Source organism: Arthrobacter sp. UYP4 (genome assembly GCF_057291175.1).
Window position 1 is genome coordinate 380,434 of record NZ_JBXAVU010000002.1, and the last position, 19,536, is coordinate 399,969.

Here is a 19,536-nt window from a genome sequence, read left to right on the forward strand (position 1 = left end):
CCTAGAGATCATGCCCGCAGATCCCCCCTCGACGGCGAGGACAAGCCTGAGCGCCCCGCTTCCGAAGCCGGGCTCGCAGTCCGCCCTGCGCGAGCAGAACCAGCAGCGGGTCATCGCGGCCCTGATGAGCGGCGGGCCCCAGACGCAGGCGGAGCTGTCGCGGCAGACCGGACTGTCCACGGCGACGGTCTCCAACATCGTCAAGGTGATGGCCGCGACCGGCGTCGTCAGCACGGCTCCGACCACCAGTTCCGGCCGGCGGGCGCTGTCGGTGATCCTCAACGACAACGGCCAGGTGGCCGCGGGCATCGACATCGGCCGGCGCCACCTCCGCGTCGTGCTCGCCAGCCCGAACTACCGCGTCGTCCAGGAGGCGGCCGTCAGCCTCCCCCTCGGCCACAGCGCGGTCGACGGACTGACCGCGGCGTCGGACCTCCTCGACACCCTGCTGGAGAACGGCGGGATCGGCCGCAGGTCCCTCCTCGGCGCGGGCATCGGCATCCCGGGCCCCATCGACCGCAGGACGGGCACGGTGGTGCAGGGCGCCATCCTGCCCGAGTGGGTGGGGATCAACATCCACGAGACCTTCGGCGAACGGCTGCAGGTCCCCGTCTTCATCGACAACGACGCCAATCTCGGTGCCCTCGCGCAGGTCACCTGGGGTCCGCACAGCGCCGTCGAGAACCTGATGTTCATGAAGGTCGGATCGGGCATCGGCTCCGGTCTGGTCCTCAACGGATCCCTGTACTACGGCAACGTCGGGGTCACGGGGGAACTGGGCCACACCACCATCAACGAGCACGGCGTCATCTGCCGCTGCGGCAACCGCGGCTGCCTCGAGACCGTCGCCTCCACCTCGACGATGATCGAACTGCTCAGCCGGGGCAGCAACGAGACCGTCGACACGCAGCGCATCATCGACTGGGCACTCGCCGGCGACACGGCGGCCCTGCGGGTGATCGATGACGCCGGTGTCGCCATCGGCCGGGCACTGGCCCATACTGCCAACCTCATCAACCCGGAGACGATCGTCATCGGCGGACCGCTGACCAGTCTCGGGGACATCCTGCTCGAGCCGGTCCGCCGTGGCCTGGCCCGCCATGCCGTGCCGATCGTCGGCGAGACCACGAACGTCTGCATGTCCTCCCTCGGTGATCGCGCCGAGGCCCTGGGCGCGGCAGCCGTCGTCCTCGCCCGACCGGGGTTCACCCCCGCCCTGGCGAGTTCTGCCTAAAGTTTTCCTCTGTTTTCACCGGAGGTTGCGTTCAACAGTTGACGACAACGCCTCCTACCGTGTTCAATTCTTTCGGGCCGAGGTTGGGCCTGCACCAAGACAACGCCGTCACTGCGGGAGGCTCCATGAAGAACCACACCATCCTTGAGATGCGTTCCATCACCAAGGAATTCCCGGGAGTCAAAGCCCTCTCCGACGTGTCGCTGGCGGTCCGAGCAGGCGAGATCCACGCCATCTGCGGCGAGAACGGTGCCGGCAAGTCCACGCTCATGAAGGTCCTCTCGGGGCTCTACCCCTACGGCGACTACTCGGGCGACATCGTCTTCCAGGGCGAGGAGGTCCAGTTCAAGGACATCCGCTCCAGCGAGGCCGCGGGCATCGTCATCATCCACCAGGAACTGGCCCTGATCCCCGAGCTCTCCATCGCCGAGAACATCTTCCTCGGCAACGAGCCCACCCGCTTCGGCGTGATCGACTGGGACTATGTCAACCGGACAACGCTGGAGCTCATGGCCCGCGTGGGCCTCAGCGAGGACCCGACCACCAAGGTCAAGGACATCGGCGTCGGCAAGCAGCAGCTGGTCGAGATCGCCAAGGCCCTCAACAAGTCCGTGAAGCTCCTCATCCTCGACGAGCCCACCGCGGCCCTGAACGAGTCCGACTCGCAGCACCTCCTCGACCTCATGGCAGGCCTGCGCTCCAAGGGCATCTCGTGCATCATGATCTCCCACAAGCTCAACGAGATCGAGCAGATCGCCGATTCGATCACCATCATCCGTGACGGCAAGTCGATCGAGACGCTGCACGTCAAGGACGACGGCGTCGACGAGGACCGCATCATCCGCGGCATGGTGGGCCGGTCCCTGGAATCCCGCTTCCCGGACCACACCCCGACGATCGGCGAGACCTTCTTCGAGGTCCGCAACTGGACCGTCGGCCACCCCTCGGTGGCCGACCGCCTGGTGTGCAAGAACTCCAGCTTCCATGTCCGCCGCGGCGAGATCGTCGGCTTCGCCGGCCTGATGGGTGCAGGACGCACGGAGCTCGCCCGCTCCGTCTTCGGACGCTCCTACGGCAACTTCAAGTCCGGGCAGATCCTCATCAACGGCAGGGAGGTCACGCTGCGCTCGGTCCCCCAGGCGATCGACGCCGGGCTCGCCTACGTGACCGAGGACCGCAAGTCCCTCGGCCTGAACCTGCTCGACGACATCAAGACCACCACGGTGTCCGCCGACCTGAAGAAGATCACCAACGGCCTCGTCGTCGACAAGGACGAGGAGTTCCGCGTCGCCGAGGAGTACAGGAAGTCGCTGCGCACCAAGACGCCGAGCGTCAACGAGGGCGTCGCCAAGCTCTCGGGCGGCAACCAGCAGAAGGTGGTCCTCGCGAAGTGGATGTTCACCGACCCCGAGCTGCTCATCCTCGACGAGCCCACCCGCGGGATCGACGTCGGGGCGAAGTACGAGATCTACGGCATCATCCAGAAACTCGCGGACCAGGGCAAGGGCGTGATCGTCATCTCCTCGGAGCTGCCCGAACTGCTCGGCCTCTCGGACCGCATCTACACCATCTTCGAAGGCGCGATCACGGGAGAAGTGACCCGTGAGGACGCGAACCAGGAATCCCTGATGAAACTCATGACCGCCAGCAGGAAATCTGCCTGACCGTAGCTCCCTAGGAAAGACACCATGAATTCCCTCAAACAAATATTCGGCGGGAACACCCGCCAGTTCGGGATGATCTTCGCCCTGGTCGCGCTCGTCGTGTTCTTCCAGTGGCGCACGGGCGGCAAGACGCTCACGTCCGTGAACATGATGAACCTCTTCAACGGCAACTCCTACATCCTGATCCTGGCGATCGGCATGGTCCTCGTGATCATCGCCGGGCACATCGACCTCTCCGTCGGGTCCATCGCAGCGTTCGTCGGCATCGTCGTCGCGATCGCGATGCGGGACTGGGGTATCCCCTGGTACCTCGGCGTGCTCCTGGGCCTGGTCCTCGGCGCGGTGATCGGGATCTGGCAGGGTTTCTGGGTCGCCTACGTGGGCATACCGGCGTTCATCGTCACGCTCGCCGGCATGCTCCTGTTCCGTGGCGCCAACCAGTCGGTCGGCAACTCCCTCACCGTCCCGGTGCCCGAGGGCTTCCGGTACCTCGGCGCGGGCTACCTCCCGGAGGTCGGCCCCACCACCGGCTACAACAACCTGACCCTCCTGATCGGCTTCGCCCTCGTGGCGTTCGTGATCTACAGCGAGTTCCGCGGCCGCCGCAAGCTCGAGAGGATCAAGGCCGACGTCCCCCCCATGTGGGTCCCCGTCACCAAGGTCGTCCTGCTCTCCGCCGTCATCCTCTACGCGACGTACCTGTTCGCGACCGGTCGCCCCGGCACGTCCTTCCCCGTCCCCGGCCTGATCCTCGGCGTCCTCGTGATCATCTATGCCTTCATCTCCAACAAGACGATCCTCGGCCGCCACGTCTACGCCGTCGGCGGCAACCGCCACGCGGCCGAACTCTCCGGTGTGCAGAGCAAGCGCGTGAACTTCATGGTCATGATGAACATGTCCATCCTCGCCGCCCTCGCCGGCATGATCTTCGTCGGCCGCTCCACGGCGTCCGGCCCGTCCGACGGCGTCGGCTGGGAACTCGACGCCATCGCGGCCGTGTTCATCGGCGGCGCTGCCGTCACCGGTGGCGTGGGGACCGTGGTCGGATCCATCATCGGCGGCCTCGTCATGGCCGTCCTCAACAACGGACTCCAGCTGCTCGGCGCGGGCGCCGACGACACCCAGATCATCAAGGGCATCGTCCTCCTCGTCGCCGTCGCCTTCGACGTCTACAACAAGAGCCAGGGCAAGCCGTCCATCATCGGCCTGCTCACCAGGAACTTCGGCGGAGGTGGCGGCGGCGCGAAGGCCGGCACCCCCGATCCCCGGCCTGCTCCCACGGAACAGGCCGTCGGAACGAAGGAAGTCATCTCCCACGACGTCTAGGAACCGGATGGAACCGGCTTCCCGGGCGACAACGCTCCACCCGTCCACCCAGCAAGAGCAATAGAAAGAGAATGGAAATGCGTAAATTCGCAAAGTCCGTCGCAGCCATCGCTGCGATATCAGCACTGGCGCTGACAGGATGCGGCCGCGAAGAGGCGGCCCCCGCGACCGAGGGCGGCGAATCTGCAGCCGCCGGTTTCGAGACGGGATCCGCCATCGGCGTCGCACTCCCGCAGAAGACGTCGGAGAACTGGGTCCTCGCGGAGCAGCTCTTCAACGACGGCCTGACCGAGGCCGGCTACGAGCCGGACGTACAGTTCGCGAACGGCGGCGTCGCCGAGCAGCAGAACCAGATCAGCTCCATGATCACCAACGGCGTGAAGGTCCTCGTCGTCGGCGCCATCGACGGCGCGCAGCTCGGCACCCAGCTCGCCCAGGCGAAGGAGGCCGGTATCACGGTCGTCGCCTACGACCGCCTGCTCCTCAACACCGACGCCGTGGACTACTACGTGGCCTACGACAACTTCAAGGTCGGCGAGCTGCAGGGCCAGGCCCTCCTCGACGGCATGAAGGCCGCCAAGCCCGAGGGCCCCTACAACGTCGAGCTGTTCGCCGGATCGCCCGACGACGCCAACGCGAAGGTCTTCTTCGACGGTGCCATGAGCATCCTCCAGCCCGAGATCGACAACGGCAACCTCGTCGTCGTATCGGGCCAGGAGACCTTCGAGCAGGCCGTGACCCAGGGCTGGAAGGCGGAGAACGCCCAGAAGCGCATGGACACGCTGCTCTCGGGCAGCTACGGGACCGAGGAGCTCGACGGCGTCCTCTCCCCCAACGACACGCTGGCCCGCGCCATCCTGACCTCGGTCGAGGGTGCAGGCAAGACGCTCCCCGTCGTGACCGGCCAGGACTCCGAGGTCGAGTCCGTGAAGTCCATCATGGAGGGCAAGCAGTACTCCACAATCAACAAGGACACCCGTGCCCTGGTCGAGCACGCCATCGAGATGGTGAACGGCCTGCAGGCCGGCGAGGAACTCGAGATCAACGATCCCGACTCCTACGAGAACGGCGTGAAGACCGTCCCCGCCTACCTCCTCGAGCCGCAGATCGTCACCAAGGACAACGCCGCTGAGGCGTACGCCGACGATCCCACGCTGTCGGCACTCACCAAGTAGCACCGATCCGGATCCGTCCGGCAGCAGTACCCGAAGCGCCCCGGCCCAGGCCGGGGTGCTTCGTTCGTCTCCCGCCCTGCCGGCCCCCTGGACGACCGCATGCGCGTCCGGGACGCGGCGACCGTCCGCGTCGCAGGCACGCCGCCGCCGACCCGTCCACGCGCGGCGTCTCCCGGCGATGGACGCGGGACCACCGCAGCGGCAAGGATAGGTCCATGAACCTCCAGAACCGCATCGCCGTTCCCCCCTGCGCCGAAGCAGGCGCCCCCAGTCCGATCGACGCCACCGGCCGTCCCCTCACGTGGGGTGTCGTCGCCACGGGCGGGATCGCCGCCAAGGTCACCCAGGACATCGCGCTGCTCGAGGACGCCGTGCTGCACGCCGTCAGTTCCCGCAGTGCGGACAGCGCCGCCGCCTTCGCCGACCGCTTCGGGTTCGCCACCAGCTACGGTGACGACGGCGGGGTCACGGGATACCAGCGGCTCATGGACGATCCCGAGGTGGAGGTCGTCTACATCACGACGCCGCACGCCCAGCACTACGACGTCGCGAAGGCCGCACTGGCCGCCGGCAAGCACGTGCTGTGCGAGAAGCCGTTCACCATCAACGCCGCCGAGGCGGAGGAACTGGCAGGACTGGCCGCCGAGCGCGGGCTCTTCCTCATGGAGGCGGTCTGGACGCGCTTCCTGCCGAGCATCAACCGTGCCTGGGAGATCATCGCCTCCGGCGAGCTGGGCGAGATCCGGTGGGTACAGGGAGACCTCGGGTTCCCCGCACCGCAGGATCCCGGCAGCCGCCTCTGGGACCCGAAGGCCGGGGGCGGGGCCCTGATGGACCTCACGGTCTACCCGCTCACCTGGGCCCTGGGCTCCCTCGGCTTCCCGGACTCCGTCTCCGCGCTCGGAACGCTGAACAGCGACGGCGTCGACGTGCAGAACGCGGTCACCCTGAGCTACGGGAACGGGGCGTACGCCCAGCTGTCGTCGTCGCTCGTCGCCTCCTGCCCGGGCCAGGCGACGGTCGCCGGATCGAAGGGCTGGCTGAAGACCGGTGGCGGAAACCTCCACAACCCGAAGGAACTGACCGTCCGGATCGGTCAGGAGGAGCCGAGGGTGGAGCACTTCGAGCAGGTCGGCGCCGGGTACACCTACGAACTGCGCGAGGTCACGCGCTGCATCCAGCAGGGGCTGACCGAGAGCCCCACGATGCCCGTCGGTGACACGGTGAGGACCATGCGCCTGCTCGACGGCGTACGGGCCCAGATCGGGCTGCGCTACGCGAACGACGCCGTCTGAGGGTCCGCCCGCGTCGTCCCGGCAGTCGGGCATCGAAGGACGGGCCCCCGCGGTCGCTACCGCGGGGGCCCGTCCGTGTCCCGGAACGTCGCTCCAGCCGGTGGACTCCTGTCCACCGGCTGGAGCGACGGAGCCTACCGGGCGAGGATCGCGAGGACCTCCGACAGCTTGGCGGAGGGACGCATCACCTCGGTGACCTTCGTGACGTCGGGGTGGAAGTAGCCGCCGATGTCCGCGGGTGAGCCCTGCACGGCGAGCAGCTCGGCCACGATGGTGTCCTCGTTGCCCGTCAGCGCCTCCGCGACGCGGGAGAAGCTCTCGGCGAGTTCGGCGTCCTGCTCCTGCCGGGCCAGCTCCTCGGCCCAGTAGCGGGCGAGGAAGTAGTGGCTGCCGCGGTTGTCGATCTCGCCGACGCGGCGGCTGGGCGACTTGTTCTCGAGCAGGAACGTGCCGGTGGCGCGGTCCAGCGTGTCGGCGAGGATCTGCGCGCGGGCGTTGCCCGTCGACGTCGCCAGGTGCTCGAAGCTGACCGCCAGGGCGAGGAACTCACCCAGGCTGTCCCACCGGAGGTGGTTCTCCTTCACGAGCTGCTGCACGTGCTTCGGAGCGGACCCGCCGGCGCCGGTCTCGAAGAGTCCACCGCCGTTCATCAGCGGGACCACGGAGAGCATCTTGGCGCTCGTGCCGAGCTCGAGGATGGGGAACAGGTCCGTCAGGTAGTCGCGCAGCACGTTGCCGGTCACCGAGATGGTGTCCTCGCCCCTGCGGATGCGCTCGAGCGTGAAGGCCGTCGCGTCGACGGGCGTCATGATCTGCAGCTCGACGTCGTCCGTGTCGTGCTCCGCCAGGTAGGCCTGGACCTTGGCGATCAGGTTCGCATCGTGCGCGCGGCTCTCGTCGAGCCAGAACACCGCGGGCGTCGCCGAGGCACGGGCACGCGTGACGGCGAGCTTGACCCAGTCGAGGATGGGCGCGTCCTTGGTCTGGCAGGCGCGCCAGATGTCACCGGGCGCGACGTCGTGCTCGATCAGCACGGTGCCCTCGGCGTCGAGGATCTGGACCGTGCCGGCCGCAGGGATCTCGAAGGTCTTGTCGTGGCTGCCGTACTCCTCGGCCGCCTGCGCCATGAGGCCGACGTTGGGGACGGTGCCCATGGTGGTCGGGTCGAAGGCGCCGTGGGCACGGCAGTCGTCCAGGACGACCTGGTAGATGCCGGCGTAGCTGCTGTCGGGGATGACGGCCAGCGTGTCCGCTTCCTTGCCGTCCGGTCCCCACATGTGGCCCGACGAGCGGATCATCGCCGGCATGGAGGCGTCGACGATGACGTCGCTCGGCACGTGGAGGTTGGTGATGCCCTTGTCGGAATCGACCATGGCGATCGCCGGGCCGTCCTCCATGCCCTTCGAGATCGCCTGCTGCACTCCCTCGCGCACGTCCTCGGGAAGCTTGTCGAGGCCGCCGAGGATGGACGCCAGGCCGTTGTTCGGGCTCAGACCGGCAGCCGTCAGCTGCTCACCGTACGTCTCGAAGAGCCCGGGCAGGAAGGCGCGGACCACGTGGCCGAAGATGATGGGGTCCGAGACCTTCATCATGGTGGCCTTGAGGTGTGCCGAGAAGAGCACGCCCTCCTCCTTGGCGCGGGCGACGGAGGCCTTCAGGAAGCTGTTGAGTGCTTCGGCCCGCATGACCGTTCCGTCGACGACCTCGCCGGCGAGGACCGGGAAGGAGTCCTTGAGGACCGTCACGGAACCGTCCGCGGCGACGTGCTGGATCGAGATCGTGCCGTCGGCGGGGATCACGACGGACTGCTCGTTGGAGCGGAAGTCGTCGCCCGTCATGTGCGCCACGTTCGTCCTGGACTCCGGCGTCCAGGCACCCATGCTGTGCGGGTTCTGGCGTGCGTAGTTCTTGACCGACGCGGGAGCCCGGCGGTCCGAGTTCCCCTCGCGGAGGACGGGGTTCACGGCGCTGCCCTTGACCTTGTCGTACCGCGCGCGGACCTCCTTCTCCTCGTCCGTCGAGGGGTGGTCGGGATAGTCCGGCAGCGCGTAGCCCTGTCCCTGGAGCTCGGTGATGGCGGCCTTGAGCTGCGGGATGGAGGCGCTGATGTTGGGCAGCTTGATGATGTTGGCGTCCGGCGTCTTCGCCAGTGCGCCGAGTTCCGCGAGCGCGTCCGCCTGTCGCTGGTCCTCGGTGAGGTGATCGCCGAAGAGGGCGATGATGCGGCCCGAGAGCGAGATGTCGCGGGTCTCCACCTCGACACCCGCCGTGGAGGCGAACGCCTCGATGATCGGCAGGAACGAGTAGGTGGCCAACATCGGCGCCTCGTCGGTGTGGGTGTAGATGATCTTGGCCATGGGTGGCGTCTCCCTGGTGCTCTTGCGTTGTGCGGTCGGTTGGGGCTTGCCCATCGGCTCTAACTTACCGAGGTCCCCGAGGCATCGCCTAACGGCGGACCCGATGGAACGACGGCGTCGACGGGTGTATCCCGCAGGTCGCCGGTGGCCGGAGCCGCCGGCGCGCCTGCGGGGAGGTCAGTGGAAGAAGTGGCGTGCGCCGGTCAGGTACAGCGTCACGCCGGCCGCGTCCGCCGCGTCGATGACCTCCTGGTCGCGCACCGAACCGCCCGGCTGGACGACGGCGCGGACACCGGCGTCGAGCAGGATCTGCAGTCCGTCCGCGAAGGGGAAGAACGCGTCGGACGCCGCGACCGAGCCGCGGGCACGCTCGGTGTCGGCGAGCGAGTTGGCGCGCTCGACGGCGAGCCTGCAGGAGTCCACGCGGTTGACCTGGCCCATGCCCACACCCACGGCTGCGCCGTCCTTCGCCAGCAGGATGGCGTTGGACTTCGCGGCACGGCAGGCCTTCCAGGCGAAGCGGAGGTCGGCGAGCGTGGCGTCGTCGGCGGCCTGCCCGGCGGCCAGGGTCCAGCCGGAGGGGTCGTCGCCGTCGGCGTCGAGCGTGTCCGCGACCTGCAGGAGCACCCCTCCGGAGACCTGGCGGAACTCCACGGGGTTCCGACCGTAGCCCTCGGGCAGGGTCAGGAGCCGGATGTTCTTCTTCTGCGAGAGGATCTCGACGGCCCCGGCGGAGAACGACGGCGCGATCACGACCTCCGTGAAGATGTCCTTCACCGTGGCGGCCATGCCGGCGGTCACCTCGCGGTTCGCGGCGATGACCCCGCCGAACGCCGACACCGGGTCGCAGGCGTGGGCCTTGGCGTGGGCGTCGGCGATGGGGTCCTCGGCGTCTGCCGAGCCGACCGCGACCCCGCACGGGTTGGCGTGCTTGATGATCGCGACCGCGGGCTCCTCGAAGTCGAAGGCCGCGCGGAGGGCGGCGTCGGCATCGACGAAGTTGTTGTAGCTCATGGCCTTGCCGTGGAGCTGGTCGGCCTGGGCGATGCCCGGCGTGGCGCCCTTCTCCACGTACAGTGCCGCCTGCTGGTGCGGGTTCTCGCCGTAGCGGAGCACCTCGGAGCGCTCGAGCGCGAGGCCCGCGTAGCCCGGCCAGGTGAAGGCGTCGTCGTCGGTCTCGAACTGCTCGGCGGTCCAGGACGCGACGGCGGTGTCGTACGCGGCGGTGTGCGCGAAGGCGAGGGCGGCCAGCCGGCGTCGTGCCTTCAGGTCGAAGCCGCCCTCCGCGGCCGCCGTGACCACGTCGCCGTAGCGGGCGGGATCCACGACGACGGCGACCGACGGGTGGTTCTTCGCGGCGGACCGCACCATGGCGGGTCCGCCGATGTCGATCTGCTCGACGACGGCGTCGGGCTCCGCGCCCGAGCGCACCGTCTCGACGAAGGGGTACAGGTTCACCACCACGAGGTCGAACGCCTCGATGTCGAGCTCGGCGAGCTGGTCGACGTGCTCCTGCCGGCGGCGGTCCGCGAGGATGCCGGCGTGGACCTTGGGGTGCAGGGTCTTCACGCGCCCGTCGAGGGTCTCGGCGAATCCGGTCACCTCGGACACCTCGGTGACGGGGACGCCCGCGGCGGCGATGCGCTGCGCGGTCGAGCCGGTGGAGACGATGGAGACGCCCGCACGGTGCAGGCCCTGTGCCAGCTCCTCCAGGCCGGTCTTGTCGAACACCGAGATCAGTGCTCGGCGGATGGGGACACGGTCGAGGTGGGTCAGGCTCACGCAGATCTCCGTCAGTAGAGCGTCGCTGGGGTCGGCACCAAGTCTATAGGTGCGGCCCTGCCCGGTCGCGAGGGGACGGCACGGGGTCCCGGGTGGCTGGCGGTACAGTTCTGGCAGAACAGCACCCTCCGAGAAGGCATCATGAACACCCATACGCAACTCCCCACCGGTGACCAGGTGGTGCAGGACCTCCCCTGGCGCTGGAAGGTCCAGGGGAAGATCTTCCTCATCGGCGGCCTCGGCTTCATGTTCGACGCCTGGGACGTGACCCTCAACGCCTACCTGATCCCCCTCCTGATCGACGACTGGGGCCTGTCCTCCGGCCAGGCGGCCTGGGTCGCGACGTCGAACCTCATCGGCATGGCGGTCGGGGCCTTCGCCTGGGGCTCGGTCGCCGACATCATCGGTCGCAAGCGGGCCTTCACCCTCACGCTGCTCGTCTTCTCGGTCTTCACCGTGCTGGGGGCGTTCTCCCCGGACATCGTCTGGTTCTGCGTGTTCCGGTTCCTCGCGGGCTTCGGCCTCGGCGGCTGCATCCCCGTGGACTACGCCCTGGTCGGCGAGTTCACGCCCCGGCGGCAGCGCGGCCGGGTCCTCACCGCGATGGATGCGTGGTGGCCCGTCGGCGCCTTCCTGTGCGGGGTGGTCACGACGGTGGTCGTGGCCCAGTCGGGCAGCTGGCGCTACGCGATGCTCGTCATGGTGCTCCCGGCACTCCTCGTCTTCTGGGTGCGGCGCGGTGTCCCCGAATCGCCGCTCTACCTCGTGCAGCGCGGCCGGGGCGAGGAGGCCAGGACCGTCATCGACGACCTGGTGGCCCGGACCGGCGCGGAGCAGCGGGAATGGCGCCTGCCGGAGCCCGAGCAGACGCCCCGGCTCTCGCTCGGCAGTGTCTCGGGCCAGCTGGCGGGGCTGTGGCGCTACGACTGGCGCATCACCCTCACGGCCTGGAGCCTGTTCCTGACCATCCTGCTCGTCTACTACGGTGCCCTGACGTGGATGCCGCGGATCCTCATCGCCTCGGGCTACGCCCAGTCGGTCGCCTTCATCACGACGACGTTCATGACCGGCGTCGGCTTCCTCGGGGTGATCGCGGCCGCCCTCCTCGTGGAGCGCGTGGGCCGCAAGTGGCTGCTGGCCGTCACGGGTCCCGGCTCCGCCGCGCTCCTGGTCGTCTTCGCGCTGACGCTCGACCTGCCCGCCGCCGCCACGGCATGGCTGCTGGGCTTCGGTTTCGTGGTGCAGGTGGCCATCCCCGTCCTCTACACCTACGTCTCGGAGCTGTACCCGACGGAGCTGCGGGGCAGCGGGTTCGGCTGGGCGTCGACCATCTCCCGGATCGGCGCGGGCCTGGTCCCCCTGATCTTCGGGACGCTCCTGTGGCCCTACCTCGGCCTGCCGCTCACGTTCGCCCTGACCGGCGGACTGGTGCTCCTCGCCGTCGTGTTCATGGCCTTCAACGCCCCCGAGACCCGGAACGCCACGCTGCGCTGACCGGCCCGGGACGAGGAAGGGGTGCCACCGCCGCAGCGGTGGCACCCCTTCCTCGTCGCGGGCCGCCCGTGCGGGCTAGGCCTCGGGCAGGACCGCGTCCGGGGTCTCCTCGAGCGAGGTGACCTTCCACGCGCCGTCGGCGTAGCGGGCGGTGGCGGTGTAGATGGTGCCGGCCGGCGAGAACGGACGCTGCTCGGCGACCGCACCGTCCTCCGCGAACTCGGTGTAGGCGTCGGGGTTGACGGGGATCAGGGCGGTGACATCGGCGCCCTCCACCACTTCGTCCTCCGGCGTGGTGAGGTAGACGTTCTCCACCTTGGGCTGGCCGCCGAGCACCCACCCGCCGCCGTCGTACACGGCCTTCAGCCGTTCCGCCTCGGCCTGCTCGCTCGCCGCTCCGTCGAGGACCTCGAGCACGGCGGCCGCGTCCCCGGTCTGCAGGACATAGGCCTTGAGGTCGAAGTAGTAGTAGAGGAACGCCCGGGCGCCCTCGGCGGACACCTCCCCGACGAGGTCGTTGGTCGCGGGCCGCTGGATGTTCGAGGCTGCGGCGGAGGAGCTGGCGGGGGACGGCCGGGTCCCGGCCGGGGTCGCCGGCGTGGACTCGGAGGTGCCGGCGCAGGCTGTGAGCGCCAGCAGGGTGAGGGCGGCGGTGGCCGCGATGCGCGAGGTGTTCATGAGAGTCCCAACGGTGTTCGAGATCGGAGTGGCCGGAGGCCTCCCCCACCCTACCGGTGCCCCAGGCAACTTCAGGGGCCGACCGGGCCGCGCAGGATTGACTCCTCCTGTGACGTGGGACACGCTGGTCCTTTCCCACGAAGGAGACATGTGAAACCTCGCCACGCCACCGTCGTCGTGCTGACCGCCCTCGTCGCCGGCTCCGTCACGGCACTGCCCGCCACCGCCGCACCCGAGGATCCCGGCTCCCCGCCGGCGGCCGAAGCCCGGCACTCCCTCCGCTCCGCCGTCACCGACGAGAACTTCTACTTCGTCATGGCCGACCGCTTCCGGAACGGCAGCACGGCCAACGACGACGGCGGGTTGGGACCCGATCCGTCGGTGTCCGGCTTAGACCCCACCCGCAAGGGCTACTACAACGGCGGAGACCTCCAGGGCCTGCTGCAGGAGCTCGACTACATCCAGGGCATGGGGACCACGTCCATCTGGCTCACCCCGAGCTTCAAGAACCGTGCCGTCCAGCCGGAGGACGACTCCGCCGGCTATCACGGCTACTGGATCACCGACTTCACGCAGATCGACCCGCACCTCGGCTCCAACGAGGACCTGAAGGCCCTCATCGACGCCGCCCACGAGCGCGGCATGAAGGTCTACTTCGACATCATCACCAACCACACGGCCGACGTGATCGGGTACGACGCCGGAGAGCGCGCACCGTACATCTCGAAGGACGAGGAGCCCTACCGCGACGCCGACGGTGCCGCGTTCGACGACCGCGACTACGCGGGCACGGGCACCTTCCCGGCATTCGACGCCGCGACGTCGTTCCCGTACGTCCCCGTGGTCCCGGAGGCCGACCGCGACCTGAAGGTCCCCGAGTGGCTGAACGACCCGACGCTCTACCACAACCGGGGCGACACGACCTTCGCCGGTGAGGACGCCTACTACGGCGACTTCTTCGGGCTCGACGACCTCTCCACCGAGAACCCCCGGGTGGTCGACGGCATGATCGACATCTACAAGACGTGGATCGCGGACTTCGGCGTCGACGGCTTCCGGATCGACACCATGAAGCACGTGAACGACGAGTTCTGGCAGGCCTTCGGTCCCGAGGTGCTCTCCTACGCCCAGGAGCAGGGCAAGGACGAGTTCTTCATGTTCGGCGAGGTCTTCGACACCACCAAGTCCTTCACCTCGCAGTTCACCACGCGCAACCGCATGCAGTCCGTGCTCGACTTCCCGTTCCAGGCGGCGGCGCGGGGCTATGCGTCCCAGGGTGCTCCCGCCTCGGACCTGCAGGCCTTCTTCGCCGGCGACGACTGGTACACCGATGCGGACTCCAACGCATACAGCCTGCCGACGTTCCTGGGGAACCACGACATGGGGCGGATCGGCAGCTTCCTCGCCGCCGACAACCCGGGCGCCGCCGAGGACGAGCTGCTGGCCCGGGACACCCTCGCGCACGAGCTCATGTACTTCTCGCGCGGCAACCCCGTGATCTACTACGGCGACGAGCAGGGCTTCACCGGCCCCGGCGGTGACCAGGACGCACGCCAGACGCTGTTCGCGAGCCAGGTGCCCGAGTACCTCGACGACGACCTGCTCGGCACCGCGGCGACGCATGCGACCGACAACTTCGACACCGGCCACCCGCTCTACCGCGGCATCGCCACGCTCGCCGGGATCACCGCGGAGCACCCGGCCCTGCGCGACGGCGCCCACCAGCACCGCTACGCCGCGGACGGCCCCGGCATCTACGCGTTCTCGCGGACGGACGCCGAGGAGCAGCGCGAGTACGTCGTGGCGCTGAACAACAGCACCGAGCCCCAGACCGCAGCCATCCCCACCTACGCGGCGAAGCGCAGCTTCGGCCTCGTGTACGGGGATGCGCCGAAGCGTGCGAGGTCGGCCGGCGACGGCACCCTGAGCGTGACCGTCCCCGCACTGTCCACCGTGGTGTACGAGCTCTCCGGGAAGGTCCCCCATTCGAGCAAGGCGCCGGCCATCGCGCTGCAGCAGCCCACCCCTGCCACCGAGGACAACGGCCGGACCCGGGTGGCGGCCGACGTCGCCGGCTCCTCGTTCTACGAGGTCACGTTCGAGGCACGCACGCCCGGCGCCGGCTGGACGAGCATCGGCACCGACGATAACACCCCCTACAGCGTCTACCACGACACCAGCGCCCTGCCCGTCGGGGCCGCCGTCGAGTACCGCGCCGTCGTGCTCGACAACGGCCGGCACACGAGGACGAGCCCGACCGCGTCGGCCGTCGTCCCCGCACCCCGGCTCACCATGGGCCTGCCCGCCGAGGGCACGCAGGTGCAGGGCGACGTCGAGGTCACCGCGACGGCGAGTCCCGGGGACTCCGAGTACACGGTGACGATCGAGCGCAGCATCGCGGGTGGGGCCTGGACCCCGATCGGCACCGACGACTCGTCGCCGACCTACACGGCGGTCGACGACCTCGCCTCCCTGGACCTCGCGGAGGGCACCCGGGTGCAGTACCGGGCCGTGCTCGGTACGTCCGTGAGCGATACCAGGACGGTCCGCGTCGGATCGGTCATCGAGCAGCCCGGGACGGTGGCGGTGGCCGGCAGCCTCGACTCCGAACTGGGCTGCGGTGCCGACTGGGACCCGGCGTGCGACCAGGCGCAGATGACGTTCGACGCCGCATCGCAGACCTGGCTCCTCGGGATCGAGGAGCTGCCCGCCGGCAGCTACGAGTACAAGGCCGCCCTGAACCGGTCCTGGACGGAGAACTACGGAGCCGGTGGCGCGTTCAACGGCACCAATATCGCCCTGACCCATCCGGGCGGTCCGATCACGTTCGTCTACGACCACCGCACCAAGGTGATCAGCACCCGCTGACTCCGCCTGCACGGCACGACGGCGGCCGGGCCCCCTCGGGTCCCGGCCGCCGTCATGGACTGGTCATGCAGGCCTGACGAGTGGTCCTTCCCTCGTGCCTCGAGAGGTCGGAGCGGGTCACAGCCAGTCGTTGCGCTTGAACGTCCACCACAGCCCGATGCCCATCGCCACCATCAGCAGGAGGGCGAACGGATAGCCCAGGGCCCAGTGCAGTTCCGGCATGACGTCGAAGTTCATCCCGTAGACGGAGGCGATGAGGGTCGGCGCGAAGAGGATGGCCGCCCACGACGAGATGCGCTTGACCTCCTCCCCCTGGCTCAGCGACGTCTCCGTCAGCCGCGTCATCTCCTCGTTCTGGCGCTGCGCCACGAGCGTCGAATGGACCGTGAGGGCGTTCTGCAGCAGGGCGCGGAACGTGTTCACGCGCTCGACGACGCGGATCACATGGTCCTGGACGTCGCGCAGGTTGCGTCCGAGCTCGGAATCCACCTGGTACTTCTCGGACCCGCGCAGCAGGGCGTCCATCATGGCCTCCAGGGGCTGCGTGGCGCGCTGGAACTCGATCACCTCGCGATGCAGCTCGTAGATCCGGCGCGAGACATCCGGCGCTCCCCCGAACAGCTCGTCCTCGATCTCGTCGATGTCGTTCTCGAGGCCCCGCACCACGGGCTCGTACTCGTCGACCACCTGGTCGAGCAGCGCGTACAGGACGGCCTGGGGCCCGGCGGCGAGCAGCGTCGGATCGGCCTCGAGCCTCCGCCGCACGATGCCGAGGTCCGGCGACTCGGCGTGCCGGATGGTCACCACGAAGTCATGGCCGACGAAGAGGTGCAGCTCCCCGAACTCCACCTTCTCCTCGGCGTCCAGGTAGCGCGCGGGGCGCAGCACGAGGAAGAGGGTGTCGCCGTAGCGTTCGAGCTTCGCCCGCTGGTGTCCGTTGGTGGCGTCCTCGACGGCGAGGGGGTGCAGCCCGAACTCGGCCTCGACCGCGTGGATCTCCTCGCGCTCGGGACGGTACAGGCCGATCCAGCCCATACCGCCGCTGTCCCGCATGATCTCGAACGTCTTGTCGAGGTTCTCGGGATCGATGCGGGTCTCCCCGCCGACGTACACGGCATTGGCGACGACGGGCATCTCAGGCTCCCGCTGCGGCGGAGTCGGCCGCGAGCCCCGCGAGCGTCTCGATCAGGAGCCGGCGCTCCTCGACCTTGATGCGACCGTGCAGGGAGTCCTCCGTGTCGTCGGGCAGCACGGCGACCGGGGCCTGCGCGAGGATGGGGCCGGTGTCCACCCCGGCGTCCGCGATCATGACGGTGCAGCCCGTCACCTTGACCCCGTAGGCGAGGGCATCACGGACACCGTGGGCGCCCGGGAAGCTGGGCAGGAGGGCGGGATGGGTGTTCAGGTAGCGGTCGGGGAACGCATCCAGGAAGTGCTGGTCGACGATCCGCATGAAGCCCGAGGAAACCACGTAGTCCGGAGCGTGGGAGGCGACCGCCGCGGTGAGGTCCCGGTTCCATGCCGCCCTGTCCCCGTACTGCCGGAAGTCCACCTCGAACGTGGCGATGCCGGCGTCGCGCGCCCGCTGCACGCCGCCCGTCCCGGGCCGGTCCGCCCCCACGGCGGCGATGGTCACGGGAAGGCTGCCGTCGGCGACGGCGTCGATCACGGCCTGGAGGTTCGATCCGCTGCCGGAGACGAGTACTACGATGCGCATGGCTCAACCTTAGGGTCTCGTCTCACCTAGGGTTTAACCATGCCGAGGGAGGAACGATGACGGAGCAGGGCACCAGACCGAGCGGATCGCGCAGCGTCGGGAGCGGGCGGGGAGGTCCGGACGACGCCGCTGCCGCGCGCGCCGCGTCGGCCGGGCTGTGGCTGCGCCTGTTCCTGCTGGCCCTGCTCGGCGGGGCGGTCGCGAGCAGCCTGGTCCTGCCCTGGAAGGTCCTCGGGCTCGTCCTGGCGCTGTTCGCCCTCGGAGCCGGCGTCGTCGCGCTCGTCAAGGCGATCAGCGCGAAACTGTCCCGGTTCGTGGTCGTCGCGACGGCCCTCGGCCTCGCTGCCGCCCTGTTCCTGACGGCGGGGACCACGGCCTCGGTCCTCCTGTGGCCCGTCACGCAGAACTACGAGGACTGCATGTCCCGTGCCCTCACGCTGCAGGCGCAGGCGGACTGCGAGGAAGGCCTCAGGAAGCTCGAGGGCTTCGCACCGGGCCGGTAGCGCCCGGACTGGTGGCACCCGGGCCGATAGCGCCCGGACTGGTGGCGCCTGGACTGGTAGCGCCCGGACCGAAGGGGCGTCGGGCGGAGGGGCGTCGGGCGGAGGGGCGTCCCGACAGCGCAGGCCGGCACCGGCGCGTCAGCGCCGCCGCGGTTCCCGCTCGAGCAGGGGCCCGACGGCGTGCCCGAGGAGGGCGCCGACGGCCACCTCGATCGCGAACCACAGGCCGACGGTCAGCGGATCCGGCCCCAGCTCGGTGAGACGGCCGAGGCCGAGGGAGGCACGCGAGAGGGCGGCGACGGCGGCACCACCCAGCCCGGCCGCGATGCCGATGAGCCCCGCGAGGGCCAGGGTGGACGCCGTCGCGGTCAGCCAGCGCTGCTTGCTGTGCAGGACGAGCCACTCGTCGAAGTGGTTCTCGCCCTCGCGGAAGAACCACCAGCCGGCGAGGAGTCCCGCGACGACCGGGATGGCCAGCGCGGCGTAGCCGTACTCGAGGATGCCGGCCGGCAGCGCGCCGAGGACGGGCAGGGCGGGCAGCGGACCCACGGTACTGGCGAGCGGGGTGATGGAGCTGCCCGTGCCGAGCGCGAATCCCGCCCCCGTGGACCAGGCCATCGTCCACGCCGCGAAGTTGGGCAGGAGCCCGAGCTGGAGCAGGGTCACCACCGACGCACCGGCGATCCCGCCGTCGATCCGCTCGTAGATCGCCGCGATCCCCGCCCAGTTCAGGCCGATCGCCACCGCGAGCAGTACTGCGGACAGGCCCGCCGCGACCAGCACGGCGAGGAACCCCGAGCGGAGGACGGACCACGCGTAGGACCCCGCCCAGCGCGAGTGCTGGCTCGTACGGCCCACCCACGCCGCGAAGTCGACACCGACCAGGCGGCTCCAGGCGCCGGCCTCACGGTAGGCACCGGTGATCAGGCCCATCCCGGCGGAGACGGGCGGTATCAGGGCTCCCGCGGCCAGCGGAGCGGAGGCGTCGGCGCTCGTGGACACGTAGGCGACGGCCGCGCCGATGGCGGCATAGGTGACCAGGGCCCCGAGCAGGGCCTGCCAGAGCTGGTCCGTGTAGGAGGCGCGGGCGAGCCGCCGCCCTGCCCGCCACGCGAGCAGCAACGGCACCAGGATGAGGCCGAAGGGGATCACGTGCAGCAGCCCCGCGGACGCCTCGGCTCCGGCCACGCCTGCCGGGAACTGCAGGACGAGCGGGACCCCGTGCATCACGAGCCATCCCTGGCCGGCGAGCCGCGCCGCCGACTCGGCCGTGCGGTCCGCGAATCCGCCCGTCAGCCAGACGGCGGCGACGGGGAGGACCACGAGCAGCGCCGAGATCAGGGCGGCCTGGCCGAGCTCGAACACCCCCTGCAGCCACAGGGGCATGGGAAGGGAACGGGGTTTGGTGGGGAGTTTCATCCCCTCCATGGTGCCACCGGGAGC

At 69.4% G+C, this 19,536-nt stretch carries 14 protein-coding genes; 8 read left to right on the forward strand and 6 right to left on the reverse strand.

The genetic code is table 11. From position 1 onward, the window contains the following. Positions 1 to 10 precede the first annotated feature (10 nt). The 5 genes from AC0Z9V_RS10525 (at position 11) to AC0Z9V_RS10545 (ending at position 6,694) form a co-directional block, all read left to right on the forward strand. The gene (locus tag AC0Z9V_RS10525) at positions 11 to 1,234 is read left to right on the forward strand and encodes an ROK family transcriptional regulator (protein ID WP_485141456.1); all 1,224 of its coding nucleotides are present in this window, start codon (positions 11 to 13) and stop codon (positions 1,232 to 1,234) included. A gap of 125 nt (positions 1,235 to 1,359) precedes the next feature. Beyond that, positions 1,360 to 2,898, forward strand: coding sequence for a multiple monosaccharide ABC transporter ATP-binding protein (gene mmsA / locus AC0Z9V_RS10530; RefSeq protein WP_133082726.1), 1,539 nt, complete (start codon positions 1,360 to 1,362; stop codon positions 2,896 to 2,898). Between the two features lie 24 nt (positions 2,899 to 2,922). Further along, a complete protein-coding gene (gene mmsB / locus AC0Z9V_RS10535; RefSeq protein WP_133082725.1) occupies positions 2,923 to 4,224 on the forward strand; it encodes a multiple monosaccharide ABC transporter permease in 1,302 nt (433 codons plus the stop codon). A gap of 77 nt (positions 4,225 to 4,301) precedes the next feature. Beyond that, on the forward strand, positions 4,302 to 5,399 hold the full coding sequence (locus tag AC0Z9V_RS10540) for a substrate-binding domain-containing protein (protein WP_133082724.1): 1,098 nt from the start codon (positions 4,302 to 4,304) through the stop codon (positions 5,397 to 5,399). A 215-nt stretch (positions 5,400 to 5,614) separates the two neighbouring features. Continuing rightward, complete coding sequence (locus AC0Z9V_RS10545; protein ID WP_485141457.1) at positions 5,615 to 6,694, forward strand: Gfo/Idh/MocA family protein; 1,080 nt, start codon at positions 5,615 to 5,617, stop codon at positions 6,692 to 6,694. 134 nt (positions 6,695 to 6,828) lie between these two features. On the opposite strand, the gene AC0Z9V_RS10550 is transcribed toward AC0Z9V_RS10545, so the two are convergent. Continuing rightward, positions 6,829 to 9,051: an NADP-dependent isocitrate dehydrogenase gene (locus AC0Z9V_RS10550; protein WP_485141458.1), complete on the reverse strand. Its 2,223-nt coding sequence runs from the start codon at positions 9,049 to 9,051 to the stop codon at positions 6,829 to 6,831. A 177-nt stretch (positions 9,052 to 9,228) separates the two neighbouring features. Continuing rightward, positions 9,229 to 10,833 carry a bifunctional phosphoribosylaminoimidazolecarboxamide formyltransferase/IMP cyclohydrolase gene (gene purH / locus AC0Z9V_RS10555; RefSeq protein ID WP_485141459.1) on the reverse strand — a complete coding sequence of 535 codons (1,605 nt, stop codon included), beginning with the start codon at positions 10,831 to 10,833 and terminating at the stop codon, positions 9,229 to 9,231. 141 nt (positions 10,834 to 10,974) lie between these two features. On the opposite strand from purH, the gene AC0Z9V_RS10560 reads away from it, so the two are divergent. After that, complete coding sequence (locus AC0Z9V_RS10560) at positions 10,975 to 12,327, forward strand: MFS transporter (protein ID WP_133082720.1); 1,353 nt, start codon at positions 10,975 to 10,977, stop codon at positions 12,325 to 12,327. Between the two features lie 75 nt (positions 12,328 to 12,402). Here AC0Z9V_RS10560 and AC0Z9V_RS10565 read toward each other — a convergent pair whose 3' ends face one another. After that, a complete protein-coding gene (locus tag AC0Z9V_RS10565; protein WP_485141460.1) occupies positions 12,403 to 13,005 on the reverse strand; it encodes a DUF6318 family protein in 603 nt (200 codons plus the stop codon). A 150-nt stretch (positions 13,006 to 13,155) separates the two neighbouring features. On the opposite strand from AC0Z9V_RS10565, the gene AC0Z9V_RS10570 reads away from it, so the two are divergent. Further along, on the forward strand, positions 13,156 to 15,873 hold the full coding sequence (locus AC0Z9V_RS10570; protein ID WP_485141461.1) for an alpha-amylase family glycosyl hydrolase: 2,718 nt from the start codon (positions 13,156 to 13,158) through the stop codon (positions 15,871 to 15,873). 117 nt (positions 15,874 to 15,990) lie between these two features. Here the strand turns inward: AC0Z9V_RS10570 and corA are convergent, their stop codons facing one another. Together corA and purN are read right to left on the reverse strand one after the other, a co-directional pair. Then, the gene (gene corA / locus AC0Z9V_RS10575) at positions 15,991 to 17,007 is read right to left on the reverse strand and encodes a magnesium/cobalt transporter CorA (RefSeq protein ID WP_133082717.1); all 1,017 of its coding nucleotides are present in this window, start codon (positions 17,005 to 17,007) and stop codon (positions 15,991 to 15,993) included. Position 17,008: 1 nt separating this feature from the next. Further along, positions 17,009 to 17,590: a phosphoribosylglycinamide formyltransferase gene (gene purN, locus AC0Z9V_RS10580; RefSeq protein ID WP_133082716.1), complete on the reverse strand. Its 582-nt coding sequence runs from the start codon at positions 17,588 to 17,590 to the stop codon at positions 17,009 to 17,011. Between the two features lie 56 nt (positions 17,591 to 17,646). Between purN and AC0Z9V_RS10585 the strand changes: the two genes are divergently transcribed. After that, positions 17,647 to 18,093 (forward strand): hypothetical protein, encoded by a 447-nt coding sequence (locus tag AC0Z9V_RS10585; RefSeq protein WP_208740429.1) that lies wholly within the window; start codon positions 17,647 to 17,649, stop codon positions 18,091 to 18,093. A gap of 138 nt (positions 18,094 to 18,231) precedes the next feature. On the opposite strand, the gene AC0Z9V_RS10590 is transcribed toward AC0Z9V_RS10585, so the two are convergent. After that, on the reverse strand, positions 18,232 to 19,512 hold the full coding sequence (locus tag AC0Z9V_RS10590) for a cell division protein PerM (RefSeq protein ID WP_459267561.1): 1,281 nt from the start codon (positions 19,510 to 19,512) through the stop codon (positions 18,232 to 18,234). Positions 19,513 to 19,536 lie beyond the last annotated feature (24 nt).